The organism is Streptomyces sp. NPDC029292 (assembly GCF_055569295.1).
Genome location: NZ_JBVHXR010000022.1, coordinates 141477 through 153839, shown reverse-complemented (window position 1 = coordinate 153839; position 12363 = coordinate 141477). Strand labels below are relative to the sequence as shown.

At 71.8% G+C, this 12363-nt stretch carries 10 protein-coding genes; 6 read left to right on the top strand and 4 right to left on the bottom strand.

The genetic code is table 11. The annotated features are described in order from the left end of the window. Nucleotides 1-140 precede the first annotated feature (140 nt). On the top strand, nucleotides 141-1352 hold the full coding sequence (locus ACZ4WS_RS37915; RefSeq protein WP_467987531.1) for a trypsin-like serine peptidase: 1212 nt from the start codon (nucleotides 141-143) through the stop codon (nucleotides 1350-1352). Nucleotides 1353-1503: 151 nt separating this feature from the next. On the opposite strand, the gene ACZ4WS_RS37910 is transcribed toward ACZ4WS_RS37915, so the two are convergent. Beyond that, nucleotides 1504-3573 (bottom strand): HelD family protein, encoded by a 2070-nt coding sequence (locus ACZ4WS_RS37910; protein WP_467987529.1) that lies wholly within the window; start codon nucleotides 3571-3573, stop codon nucleotides 1504-1506. 287 nt (nucleotides 3574-3860) lie between these two features. On the opposite strand from ACZ4WS_RS37910, the gene ACZ4WS_RS37905 reads away from it, so the two are divergent. Continuing rightward, on the top strand, nucleotides 3861-4052 hold the full coding sequence (locus ACZ4WS_RS37905) for a hypothetical protein (protein WP_467987528.1): 192 nt from the start codon (nucleotides 3861-3863) through the stop codon (nucleotides 4050-4052). A 203-nt stretch (nucleotides 4053-4255) separates the two neighbouring features. Next, a complete protein-coding gene (locus ACZ4WS_RS37900) occupies nucleotides 4256-5287 on the top strand; it encodes a glycosyltransferase 87 family protein (RefSeq protein WP_467987584.1) in 1032 nt (343 codons plus the stop codon). Here the strand turns inward: ACZ4WS_RS37900 and ACZ4WS_RS37895 are convergent. Beyond that, complete coding sequence (locus tag ACZ4WS_RS37895) at nucleotides 5245-6888, bottom strand: DNA repair helicase XPB (RefSeq protein ID WP_467987526.1); 1644 nt, start codon at nucleotides 6886-6888, stop codon at nucleotides 5245-5247. The two genes, ACZ4WS_RS37900 and ACZ4WS_RS37895, sit on opposite strands and share 43 nt — an antisense overlap. A 93-nt stretch (nucleotides 6889-6981) precedes the next feature. Next, entirely contained in the window at nucleotides 6982-9570 is a 2589-nt protein-coding gene (locus ACZ4WS_RS37890) for a helicase-associated domain-containing protein (protein ID WP_467987525.1), read from the bottom strand. Between the two features lie 210 nt (nucleotides 9571-9780). On the opposite strand from ACZ4WS_RS37890, the gene ACZ4WS_RS37885 reads away from it, so the two are divergent. Both ACZ4WS_RS37885 and ACZ4WS_RS37880 read left to right on the top strand, forming a co-directional pair. Next, nucleotides 9781-10785 (top strand): hypothetical protein, encoded by a 1005-nt coding sequence (locus tag ACZ4WS_RS37885; protein ID WP_467987524.1) that lies wholly within the window; start codon nucleotides 9781-9783, stop codon nucleotides 10783-10785. A 52-nt stretch (nucleotides 10786-10837) separates the two neighbouring features. Then, nucleotides 10838-11482 carry an HAD family hydrolase gene (locus tag ACZ4WS_RS37880; RefSeq protein ID WP_467987523.1) on the top strand — a complete coding sequence of 215 codons (645 nt, stop codon included), beginning with the start codon at nucleotides 10838-10840 and terminating at the stop codon, nucleotides 11480-11482. 33 nt (nucleotides 11483-11515) lie between these two features. On the opposite strand, the gene ACZ4WS_RS37875 is transcribed toward ACZ4WS_RS37880, so the two are convergent. Next, nucleotides 11516-11767, bottom strand: coding sequence for a hypothetical protein (locus ACZ4WS_RS37875; RefSeq protein ID WP_467987522.1), 252 nt, complete (start codon nucleotides 11765-11767; stop codon nucleotides 11516-11518). A 195-nt stretch (nucleotides 11768-11962) separates the two neighbouring features. On the opposite strand from ACZ4WS_RS37875, the gene ACZ4WS_RS37870 reads away from it, so the two are divergent. Continuing rightward, nucleotides 11963-12346: a cold-shock protein gene (locus ACZ4WS_RS37870; protein WP_467987521.1), complete on the top strand. Its 384-nt coding sequence runs from the start codon at nucleotides 11963-11965 to the stop codon at nucleotides 12344-12346. The last annotated feature ends 17 nt before the right edge of the window (nucleotides 12347-12363 follow it).

The window sequence follows — 12363 nt, the reverse complement described above, 5'->3', positions numbered from 1 at the left end:
CCATCTCCGCCAGGTAGTTGTTGTGTGTTGAGAGTCTCGGGACGATCACTGTCCGGCTTCGTATGTGCATATTGGTCATGCCCCGATGAGCCGGGGCATGACAAATATGCACGTGTGCAGCAACAGGGGGACAAGGCTCCATGCCATCCATACGCAGCCGATCGCTCTCGGCGGCAGCGGCCGTGATCGCGGCCATTCTGCTCACCACCACGGCCTGTGACAGCAACAAGGACGACGGGGCTGCCGCCCAGCCCTCGTCGTCCGCCCAGGCGGACAAGAACGTCGACACCGGCCAGGACGACGGCTCCGTCTCGCTCGGCGGCTACAAGCTGCCCGCCGGTATCCCCACCGACCTCAGCGGCGACGCCCTGGAGAAGTGGAAGAACGGGGGGTGGAAGGACTACAGCGACTGGGCATCCAAGGCAGAGGACTTCGCCAACCCGTACATCAAGGACTTCTGGACGCCGGAGCAGATGGCCCAGGCCAAGTCCAGCATCCCGGTCGCCCAGGCGAGCAGCACCAGCACCGGTTCGGGCAGCGGCACCGCGTCGTACGCGCCCGACGGGACGGTGAAGAAGAAGGCCGCCACCAAGGTCGAGGCGACCTACCACCACAGCGCGGCCTCCGTGGGCAAGCTGTTCTTCTCCTCTCCCGAGGGCGCCATGGTGTGCTCGGCCGCGGTCGTCACCGACCCGGCGCACCCGGGCAAGTCCAACATGGTGTGGACCGCGGGCCACTGCGTGCACGCGGGCAAGGGCGGCGGCTGGTACCGCAACATCGCCTTCGTCCCCTCGTACAACAACAGCGCGAAGCTGAGGGAAAGCCAGATCACCAACGCGCGCGCCAAGTCCGTCTCCCCGTACGGCATTTGGTGGGCCGACTGGGCCACGACGTCCGCCCAGTGGATCAAGGGCGGCTCCCACGCGGGCACCGCGGCCTCGGCGTACGACTACGCCGTGCTGCACGTGAAGCCCGAGAGTGGCAAGAAGTCCCTTCAGGAGACGGTCGGTTCGGCCCTGCCGGTGTGGTTCAACGCCCCGGCGGCGAACAAGGTCAAGAACATGAAGGTCCGCGGCTACCCCGCCGAGGCGCCGTACGACGGCTCGAAGATGTACGACTGCCGCGGCGCCACCAAGCGTCTCGTGCTCGCCAGCAAGACGCCGGCCCAGTTCATGATCGGGTGCACGATGAACGGCGGCGCCTCGGGCGGTCCCTGGTTCATGTCGCACAACGGCAAGACCTACCTGGTGTCCAACAACTCGCTGAGTGACCGCAAGACGTTCATCACCGGGCCGCGCCTCGGCAAGAACGCCAAGCAGGTGTATCTGGCGACCAGCCGTAAGTTCAAGTAACGGCATTCGTACGGCTGTTGGTGGCCTCCGGCGCTCGGCGTCGGGGGCCATCCGGCTGTGTGCGCGTCGTCAGCGCCGCCACCCCGGTCGCGATCACCATCAGCCCGGCCCCCACAAGCCTCTTGGATGCCCTGCTGAAGTCTCTGCCTTATTAGGCGAGTTGGGGCGGCAGCGGCGCCGCGTGCGTCACGATCAGGCCCGACACCGCTCGGGTCAGGGCCACGTACAGGCGGCGCAGGCCGGTGTGTTCGTCCGGTTCGCCGTCGACGACGGCCTGCGGTTCGTCGAGGACCACGTAGTCGTACTCGAGGCCCTTGGCGAGTGAGGCCGGCACCAGGGTCAGCCGGGTCTCGGCCGTCGTCTCCTCGCCCGGTCCGAGATACGTCAGCCCGGTCGCCGTCAGCGCCTCGGCGAGGACGGGGATCCGCGCGTCGGCGGCGATCAGCCCGATCGACCCCTCGTTGCGCAGCAGCTCCTTGCAGGCCGCGACCACGTCGGAGTCGTCCGCGTGCGTCCGCACCTCGAAGAAGCCCGGGTTCTCACGGACCGACGCGACCGGCGTCAGACCGGGCGCGATGTGCGGCAGCAGCCGGGACGCGTACGTGATCACGTCGGTGGGCACACGGAAGCCCGCCGTCAGCTCCTCGACGACGGCTTCACCCTTGCCGAGGTGGCTGAGCGCCTCGTCCCAACTCCGCGTCGCCCACGGCGTGGTGCCCTGCGCCAGATCGCCGAGTACGGTCGCCGAACCGGTCGTGCAGCGGCGGCCGACGGCCCGGTACTGCATCGGCGACAGATCCTGCGCCTCGTCGAGCACCACATGCCCGAGCGAGTGTGTCCGCTGGACGAGATCGGTGGCCTCGTCGATCAACACGGCGTCCGCGGATGACCACTTGGCCGCCTTCACGGACCGCACCGCCCTTTTCCCAGATCCAGGCAGCGCCCAGAGGATCTCCTTCTGCTCGTCCTCGTCGAGGATTCCCTCCGCGTGTACGGCGAGGAAGTCCGCGTCGGAGAGCAGGCGCAGGACGAGTTTGGCGGGGTCGACCGGCGGCCAGATCGCCTTGACCGCGGCCTTCACGGCGGTGTTGCGGGCGACGGAGTCCTGCACGCGGTCGTCCGGCGCCTCGCCCGAGCGCTCCATCTGGACCAGCACCGCGTGCGCGATCCGCTGCGGAAGGGCCTCGCGGGCGGCGCCGTACCGGATGTCCCGGTCCAGCAACTCCCGCACGATCTCCTCGAGTTCGTACGCCGGTACGCGCCAGCGCCGCGAGCCGCGCACCACCATGACCGGTTCGCTGGGCAGGGTCACATGCGAGCGGACGGCCCGGCGCAGCACCTCGGCCATCCGGGCGTCACCCTTGATGACGGCGGCAGCCGCGTCATCGGCCCCGCGCACCTCCACATGCGCGACGAGGTCGTCCACCGTCGCCTGCTTGACCTCCAACTCACCCAGCGCGGGCAGCACTTGCTCGATGTAGTGCAGGAAGGACTTGTTCGGCCCGATGACGAGGGTGCCGGTGCGGGCGAGCCGCTCCCGGTGGGCGTACAGCAGATACGCGACGCGGTGCAGGCCGACGGCGGTCTTCCCGGTGCCGGGACCGCCCTGCACGCACACGGAGCCGGACAGCCCCGACCGTACGATCTCGTCCTGCTCCGGCTGGATGGTCGCCACGATGTCGCGCATCGGGCCGACGCGCGGGCGCTCGATCTCCTGCTGGAGCAGCTTGCTGGTGGTGGCCGCCTCCGCCGGGTCCGACAGGTGCTCGTCCTCGTACGCCGTGAGGTCGCCGCCCGTGTACCCGAAGCGGCGGCGCAGCCCGACGTCCATCGGGACCTTCTTCGAGGCCCGGTAGAACGGCTGTGACACCGGCGCGCGCCAGTCGATGACCATCGGGTCGCCCTCGGCGTCGTGTACATGCCGCCGCCCGATGTAGAAGCGCTCGCCCTCCGCGCCCTCGGCCTTGTCGGCGCCGGGCGCGTGGAGGTAGTCGAGCCGCCCGAAGAACAGCGGGGTGTGGCTGAGGTCGGCGAGGGCCTTGATCCGCTCGTCGATCTGGTGCTGGAGCACCGCGGCGTTCACCCAGTTCGCGGTGACGTCGCTGATGTCGAGGTTCTCCACGTCCTCGCGCATCGCGCGCAGGGCGGTGCGGGACTCGGTGAGATGGGTGCGTTCGCGGGAGAGGGGGTCGTCGGACGGTCGGTCGGACGGGGTGGACACGGGGTTGCCTCCGGGGACCTGCTGCGTGAGGGATACCTGGTGCCGTCCGGTTTCCGGCCGGATGGCGGCACTCCGTGAAGGGAGGCGGGCAAGAGCGGAGATTCTAGGTGACCGGAGGACGCGGGGGCCAATGGTTTTCGCGGTCTCAGGGGCGTACTCCCGGGGACCCTAGGGGGCGGGGTCCGTCGTGAGGCGTACGGGGAGCGGCCTGCGGGTGTACGAGGGGGCCGCCGAGGTTCGGTCCGAAGACCGACGCCATCCGGTGCCCGGCGTTCCACCATGGATACATGAGCGCAGCCACTTTCACCCCAGGTCCTGTCCATCCCAGTCCGCAGAGCGGCGCGACCGCCGTCTCCGCCTCCCTCCACCGCCACCGCCTCGGTGACGCCCTGCGCGCCGTCAAGGTGTTCGGGCGCGCGGCGCTGGGAGTGGTGCTCCTCGGCGAGTACGGCGAGGAGGCGGGCGTACGGCGCCGGTGAGCCGTACGCCGAGCCCACGGCGGTGAGCCGTACGCCGGGCCGAACTGCCCGGACACTAGGGTCACTCCGTGCTCCAACGGAACGTGATCACCCGCTCACCCATCGAAGTCGCGAGCCGCCGGTCCGGTACCGCAGCCGCCCTGCTCGCCCTCGCACTCTCCCTCGCCGCCTTCTCCGCACTCTGCCTCGTCACGCGCGCCCCCATGGCCGACGCGCTGGTCTACCGGGCCGAGGGCGCGGCCGTACTCAACGGCACGGATCTCTACGCGTTCACCGTCACCGCGTGGCACCTGCCCGCCACGTACCCGCCCTTCGCGGCGCTCCTCTTCGTACCGGCGGCCCTGCTCCCCCCGATCGCCCTCAAGGTGGCCTTCGTCGCCGCGAACGTGGCCCTGCTGGCCGCGCTCCTGAGGCTCTCCTGCCGTCTCGCGGGCATCCAGCTGCCGCCACCCGCCCTCTGCGCCGCCACGGCCCTCGCGCTCTGGCTGGAGCCCGTCTTCCAGACCGTCCTCTTCGGCCAGATCAACCTCGCCCTCGCCTGCCTGATCCTCTGGGACCTGACGCGTCCGCCCGGCGCCCCCGGCAAGGGCGTCGCGCTCGGCATCGCGGCCGGGGTGAAACTGACGCCCGCCCTCTTCATCGCATACCTGCTGCTCAGGCGTCGGCACCGGGAAGCGGCCACCGCCGCGTCGGCGCTCGCCGGGACCGTGCTGCTGGGCGCGCTCGTCCTCCCGGCCGCCAGCGTGGACTTCTGGACCCGGCGGCTGTACGAGACCGACCGCGTCGGCAAGGCGTGGATCGTCGACAACCAGTCGCTTCAGGGGCTGATCGCCCGCGCCCTGGGGGAGCCGACGCCGGGCCTGGCCTGGGCGCTCCCCGCGGCGGCCGTCGGGTGCGCGGGCCTGTGGCTGGCCCTGCGGGTGACGGACGACCGCTGGGGGGTGCTCCTCACCGCCTTCACGGCCCTCTTGATCTCTCCCATCAGCTGGTCGCACCACTGGGTGTGGTGCGTACCGCTGATCGCCGTGCTGTACGCCGAACGCCGCCCGCGCGTGGCCGCGGCCGTCACCGCCGTCTTCCTGGCCCGCACCCTCTGGCTGATCCCGCACCAGGGTGACCTGGACCTCCAACTCCCCTGGTGGCAGCAGGTGTTGGCGTCGCCGTACCCCCTACTGGGGCTGTTGGTGCTGTTTCAGTTGTCGGCCAGCAACTCGTCCGCGTCCATGATCCGATAGGCGTACCCCTGCTCCGCCAGGAACCGCTGCCGATGGGCCGCGAAGTCCTGGTCGATGGTGTCGCGGGCGACGACGGAGTAGAAGTGGGCCTTGTGGCCGTCGGCCTTGGGCCGCAGCACGCGTCCCAGCCGCTGGGCCTCTTCCTGCCGCGACCCGAAGGTGCCCGACACCTGGATGGCGACGGTCGCCTCGGGCAGGTCGATGGAGAAGTTCGCGACCTTCGACACGACCAGCACGCTGATCTCGCCCTCCCGGAACGCGTCGAAGAGCTTCTCGCGCTGCGCGTTGCTCGTCTCGCCCTTGATGACGGGCGCGTTCAAGTGCTCGCCCAGCTCGTCGAGTTGGTCGATGTACTGGCCGATCACGAGGATCTGCTGCCCCGCGAACTTCCGTACCAGCGCCTCCGTCACCTTCCGCTTGGTCGCGGTCGTCGCGCAGAAGCGGTACTTCTCCTCGGTCTCGGCGGTGGCGTAGGAGATCCGCTCGGAGTCGGTGAGATTGACCCTGACCTCGACACAGTCGGCGGGCGCGATGTACCCCTGCGCCTCGATCTCCTTCCAGGGCGCGTCGAACCGCTTGGGCCCGATGAGGGAGAACACGTCCGACTCCCGCCCGTCCTCGCGCACCAGCGTGGCGGTCAGCCCCAGCCGCCGCCGGGCCTGCAGATCGGCGGTGAACTTGAAGACCGGCGCGGGCAGCAGATGCACCTCGTCGTAGAGGATGAGCCCCCAGTCACGGGAGTCGAAGAGCTCCAGGTGCGGGTAGACACCCTTCCGCCGGGTCGTCAGCACCTGGTACGTGGCGATGGTGACCGGCCGGATCTCCTTCCTCGTCCCGCTGTACTCACCGATCTCGTCCTCGGTCAGCGAGGTCCGCTTCACCAGCTCGTGCTTCCACTGCCGGGCGGAGACGGTGTTCGTCACGAGAATCAGAGTGGTGGCCTTCGCCTCGGCCATCGCCCCGGCGCCGACCAGGGTCTTGCCCGCGCCGCAGGGGAGGACCACGACACCGGAACCGCCGTGCCAGAAGTTCTCCACGGCCTGCTTCTGGTACGGCCGCAGCGCCCAGCCTTCCTCGTCCAGCTCGATCGGGTGCGCCTCCCCGTCGACGTACCCGGCGAGGTCCTCGGCGGGCCAGCCCAGCTTCAGCAGCGTCTGCTTGATCTGCCCGCGCTCGGAGGGGTGCACGGCCACGGTGTCCGGGTCGATCCGGGCCCCGACCAGCGGCGCGACCCGCTTCGACCGCAGGACCTCCTCGAGAACGGGCCGGTCGGTGGTGGTGAGCACCAGCCCGTGGGCCGGGTGCTTGCTCAGAGTGAGCCGCCCGTAGCGGTCCATCGTCTCCGCGATGTCCACCAGCAAGGCGTGCGGCACCGGATAACGGCTGAACTCCACGAGCGCGTCCACGACCTGCTCGGCGTCGTGCCCCGCCGCCCGCGCGTTCCACAGGCCCAGCGGCGTCACCCGGTACGTGTGGATGTGCTCGGGCGCCCGCTCCAGCTCCGCGAACGGTGCGATGGCCCGACGGCAGGCGTCGGCCAGCTCGTGATCGACTTCGAGCAGGAGTGTCTTGTCGCTCTGGACGATGAGGGGTCCGTTCACGCGCGTCCCTTTCCGCTTGCCGGCACCTCCGCGTGGATGCCCGGCCAAACCTCCAGTGTGCCCCACCGGCGGACGATCACGCGGGGGTGTCGCTCAGGCCTGGCCCTCCGCGAGCTCCGCGACCCCCGTGACGCGGTGCAGCGGGTACGTGCGGACTTCGTCCGCCGTGTGGTCGTACGCCGTGACGAAGCCGCCCTCGACGCGGATCGGGGCGATGACGCGCTGGCTGGCGGCGCCCTCGGCATTGACGTAGCCGATCCAGAGGGCCTCGCCGGTGAGGACGGCGGCCTGCATGGTGGCGAGGGTCTCGGCGGAGCTGGTACGGGGGAGGTCGCCGTTGCCGGGCAGGTCGGCGTCCGGGGACGGTTTGCGGGGGGTGGTGGAGGCCAGGTCGCCGGCGCGGATGGCGCGGATCGCGGCGCCGAGGAGGGTGGCGTCGGGGACCGGGGGGCCGTCCGGGACGGGCGCGGGTGCGGTGCGCGGCGGGGTGCGGTGGGCGTGCGCGCGGGTGATCAGGACGTCGCCCTCCGCGGACTCGGCGGCGGGCGCGAAGCCCAGGGCGCGGAGGCCTTCGAGGAGCGTCGCGGGGTCGGCCTGGGCGGCCAGGACCGTGGGGGCGAGGCGGCGGAGGCGGAGCCCTTGGGACCGTTTGTCGGCGAGGATCTCGTTCAGCATCGCGTCGTCGTCGCAGCGGACGTACGCCGACGCCGCGCCGATCCGCAGATGGCCGTGCTTGCGGGCCACGTCGTCGATCAGATAGGCGAGCGGCTGCGGGACGGGCGTGCGGGAGTGCGCCGTGAGGAACGCGTGCAGGTCGGAGGCCGACCGGCCCGCGTCCAGCGCACGGCGTACCGACCCCGGCGTGAAGCGGTAGACCGTCGCCCCGCCCTTCGACTCGACGTCCGCGAGGACGCCGAGCGTGTCGGCCAGCGGGCGCTCCAGCGGGCCCGGGGCGACCGCCGTCAGGTCCGCCTGGAGGAGAACGTGGTCCAGGGGCTCGGGCAGGAGGGGGGCGAGGATATGGGCGGCCTGCGCGGCGGCCGCGGCCCGTTCGGCGGGGGAGCTGGCGGAGGCGGGGGAAGGAGCCGCTTCGGCGGTCGGGCGGTGGCGCTTGTGGACGGGGAGCTTGGCGCCGGGACCTGAGGCGGACGCGCTGTCCTGGGCGGCCGTCGGCGCCACGCCCAGCAGCGCCCGCCCCTGTGCCGACAGTGCGCCCCGGCCCGTGATCCCCAGAAACTCCGCCTCCGACAGGGTCCATTGGGCGAGGCGGGTGCGCAGGTCGTCGGTGGGGGACTGGGTGCCCCGCAGGGGGTGTTCCCAGTGGAGGCGGGCGAGGACGGAGTCCTGGGCGGGGGAGACACCCTCGGGGAGGGCGGCGAGGAGGGTGAGGACGCGGTGGCGGACCTCGGGGGCCGCGGAGCGGTCCAGGCCGGGGCCCAGCGCCGACAGCGTGCGTTCCTTGGCGTCACGGCCGCCGACCAGGCCCGCCGTGCGGGTCGCGGCCAGCCACGCGGAGGCGAGCTTTGCCCAGCGCTCGGCGGCGGGCAGCTCCAGCCACTCGTCGTACCCGGGCGTGGCGGCGTACCGCTCCTCCGCCTCGCCGTCCGACGCCAACAGGCCCGCCGCGTAGGCGAGTTCGACCCAGAACGCGGCCACCGGCTCCGCCACGTCGAGCGCCACCGCCGTGCGCTTCAGGTCCCGTACGCTCAGCCCGCCCGCGCGCAGCACCGACGGACCGCCCTCGTGCCAGTCCTTGAGCAGCTCCTCGACGGTCGCCAGCGCCGTGTACGCCTGGCCCGCCGCCGTCACATCCACAACCTGTGGACGGTGTGTCGCCGCGGCCTCGACCGCCGGCGCGACCGGCTCCGTCACTCGGTGCGCGCGGCCCGCCCGCAGATGCAGGGCGACCTCCCGGGGCAGTACGACCGTGCCGGGCGCCGTCGGCAGCAGCAGCCCCCGGTCGATCAGCCAGCGCAGATGGCGCGCCGGGTCGGCCGTCACCTGGCCGTACGGCGGGCCCCACACCAGCCGGGACAGCACGTCCACCGACTCGGCGGGGGCCTCGTCGAGGAGCGCCGACATCCGGCCGCGGTCCGTGAACAGGCCGGTGAGGGACGCGACGGCCGACACGGAGTCGTGGGTGGTCGGCAGCCCGGCCGCCGCCACGATCTCCTGGATGCGGCCCGGGGACATGCCCGCCGTGGCCTCCGCGACGGTCGGTCCCAGGCCCGTCGGGGACGGGTGCTGCGGGGCCGGGGCGAGCAGCTCGCGGGCCGTGCGGACGAGGCGGAGGCGGTCGTCGGGGCCCCAGACGAGCGCCTGCTCGCGGAGCGTCCGGAGAGCGCGCGGGAACGCCTCCGTGACCGCCGGGTCGCGCTCGTCGCCCGCCATCAGGCCCAGGAGCTCGTCGTACGTCGCCGGGTCCGAGGCCACGGCGAGGGCTTCCGCCGTCTGGAGGGCGAAACGGTCCAGGCGCTCCAGGGCACGGACGACCGAGGCGCGGGTGCCGGCGCGGGTGGCGAGCTGGGTGAGGTCCGTGGGGACGGGGGTGATCAGGTCGGGGCGGGTGCGGAGGAGGACGGACAGCGAGGCGTCGTCCCGCGCGCGGAGAGCTTCCGCCAGGGAACGCGGAGCGTTCCCCGCGGGGGCGGGGTCCGTGGTGGGGTGCTCCTCGGGGCTCATCCGGTCAACGGTAGCGGGTGGGGGTGGGCTGGGGCGGTTCTCGCTCCAGCAGCTCGAAATCAGCCCCTCCGGCGTTTGAGGAGCGGGGGTCCAGGGGGCAGCGCCCCCTGGCGGAGCCCCAGGACGGGAAGGGTAGGGGCGACGGGGGCGAAAAACCCGGTACCGTCGTGACCACGGGGTATCCAACGCGCCCGCCCCGGAGGGGACTTCGTGGGGATTGAGAGCGATCAGCTCGTCTTCGACTACCTGAGCCGGGTCGGAGACCTGGCCCAGCAGCGCCAGCTGCCGTCCGCGACACGGATGCGGCTCGTCTCGGAGCTGCGCAACGAGATCGACCGGCGCAGAGCGAAGACGCCCGTCGACAGCCCGGCCGCCGTCCGCCGGATCCTGGCCCGCCTCGGCACCCCCGACGAGATCGTCGCGGCGGCCGGCCAGGGCGGCGCCGCCCCCGGGAAGGAGACCTGGGCCGCCGTCCCCACCCAGCGCGCCCGCGAACCGGAGCCCCGCCCCAAGGGCCTGCGCCGCGTCGTCCCGAGGCCGCGCCCCGCGGAACCGGACCCCGCCGAGTACGTCAACGACGCCCCGTCCCCGCCCCACCTCGCGAGCGCGCACGAACTGGGCGACAGCGGCGCGGTGCCGGACTGGTGGCGCGTGGACAGCAGCCCGTTCGGGCTCGGGGACAGCGTGCCGGGATTCGTCGGAGGCCTGGAGATCCCCGAGCTGCTCAAGCCGCCCGGGGAGCAGACCGAGGGGGCGAAGAAGGCCGAGGGGACGGAGAAGGCCGACGAGGGAGCGAAACCGGCGGAGGACGCGGCACCGGTGGTCCCGGAGGAAGCGGCCGGCGTCCGGCCCTCGCGACGCCTCCTGCCCCGCCTCGAGGGCTGGAGCAACCCCCTCCTCCTGCTCGCCGCCGCACTCCTCGTCGCGGGCGCCGTCCTCGGCAACTGGTTCGCCCTCGGCCTCGGCTGGCTCATCGCCTACGCCTCGCGCCGGCTGACCCCCGCCGAGTCGAAGTGGGCGGTCCTCGTCCTGCCCGGCCTGGCCGCCACCGCCGGCATCGTCTGGCTGTGGGGCCGTACGAACGGCCGCTGGGGCGCCCCCATCGCCCAGGGCCACATGAACGACGCGGTCGCCGAGACCTGGCCCTGGGTCGTCCGGGGCGCGGCGGTCGCCTCCGCGCTGTACCTGGTGTGGCGCTCACAGCGCCGACGCTGAGCGCACAAGGCGGTGCCGGGGCCCGCGTACGGCGTCACACCCCCTGGGCACAATGGCCTATATGACATCTCGCGCGCTGACCGTCGGCTTCGACCTCGACATGACCCTGATCGACTCACGCCCCGGCATTCGCGCCTGCTACCAGGCACTTTCCGCGCGGACAGGTACGTACATCGACTGCGACCTGGTTGTCACCCGGCTCGGGCCGCCGCTGGAGGACGAGCTGGCCAACTGGTTCCCGGCGGAGGAGGTCGCCGCGGTGGCCGACCTCTACCGTGAGATGTACCCCACACACGCCATCACCGGCACGCTGGCGATGCCCGGCGCCCGTGAGGCCGTCGCGGCCGTCCAGGCGGCGGGCGGGCGCGCGGTCGTCGTCACCGCGAAGTGGGAGCCCAACGCCAAGCTGCACCTGAAGCATCTGCGCATCGACGCCGACGCCGTCGTCGGCAACCTGTGGGCCGAGCAGAAGGCGCAGGCGCTGCGCGAGCACGGCGCGAGCGTGTACGTCGGCGACCACACCGGCGACGTACGCGGCGCGCACACCGCGGACGCGTACTCCGTCGCGGTGGCCACCGGACCGTGCGACGCGGCGGAGCTGCGCGCGGCGGGCGCGGACGTCGTGCTCGCCGACCTGACGGAGTTCCCGGCGTGGCTCAGCGAGTACGGGGACTACCGCGAGGCCGCTCGGGCCTGACGGACTACCGCGAGGCCGCGCGGGCCCGAGGGACTACCGCGAGGCCGCGCGGGCCTGACGGCGTCCTGCCGCGACTGACTGGAGCACCCCCGCTGCGGCCAGCAGGAAGCCGACACCCATCAGCATGCTCAATCCGAACATGTACGTCGGAAAGGGCGTCGTGCCGAGGAACAGCGGGGCCACGGTGACCAGTGTGGCCACCGCGCCGATGAAGAACACGATGGCACCGGCACGGATCAGCCGGTCACCGGGCTCGGCGGAATTCGGTTGGGTTTTGTCACGCACCCGACCAGGGTAGTTCCCAGCGCGAAGGAACAATCCTGCGACGTCTTGTCACCGGCCCCCGGACCATTAGCCTTGGTACCGGCGGGTCCGACGACCCGCTGTCGTGCTATCCAGAGCCGTTTAAGGGCAGTTGCCCATGCAACTGCCCGAGCAGTTTCAGAGCAGTTTCCGACGAGTACGAGGACGAGGACAGACGTGCCTACCGGCAAGGTCAAGTGGTTCAACAGTGAGAAGGGCTTCGGCTTTCTCTCCCGCGACGACGGCGGCGACGTCTTCGTTCATTCCTCGGTCCTGCCCGCCGGAGTCGATGCTCTCAAGCCCGGCCAGCGCGTGGAGTTCGGCGTCGTCGCCGGTCAGCGCGGTGACCAGGCGCTCTCGGTGACCCTCCTGGACCCGACCCCCTCGGTCGCGGCCGCGCAGCGCCGCAAGCCGGACGAACTGGCGTCCATCGTGCAGGATCTGACGACCCTCCTCGAAAACATCACGCCCATGCTCGAGAAGGGCCGCTACCCCGAGAAGGCCTCCGGCAAGCAGATCGCGGGGCTGCTGCGAGCGGTCGCCGACCAGCTCGACGTATGACCTCGTGAACTGACCTC

Coding starts and splice junctions, on each gene's coding strand:
- ACZ4WS_RS37900 (WP_467987584.1), top strand. CDS start 4,256: ATGGCCGACGCGCTGGTCTACCGGGCCGAGGGCGCGGCCGTACTCAAC.
- ACZ4WS_RS37880 (WP_467987523.1), top strand. CDS start 10,838: ATGGCCTATATGACATCTCGCGCGCTGACCGTCGGCTTCGACCTCGAC.
- ACZ4WS_RS37905 (WP_467987528.1), top strand. CDS start 3,861: ATGAGCGCAGCCACTTTCACCCCAGGTCCTGTCCATCCCAGTCCGCAG.
- ACZ4WS_RS37915 (WP_467987531.1), top strand. CDS start 141: ATGCCATCCATACGCAGCCGATCGCTCTCGGCGGCAGCGGCCGTGATC.
- ACZ4WS_RS37890 (WP_467987525.1), bottom strand. CDS start 9,570: ATGAGCCCCGAGGAGCACCCCACCACGGACCCCGCCCCCGCGGGGAAC.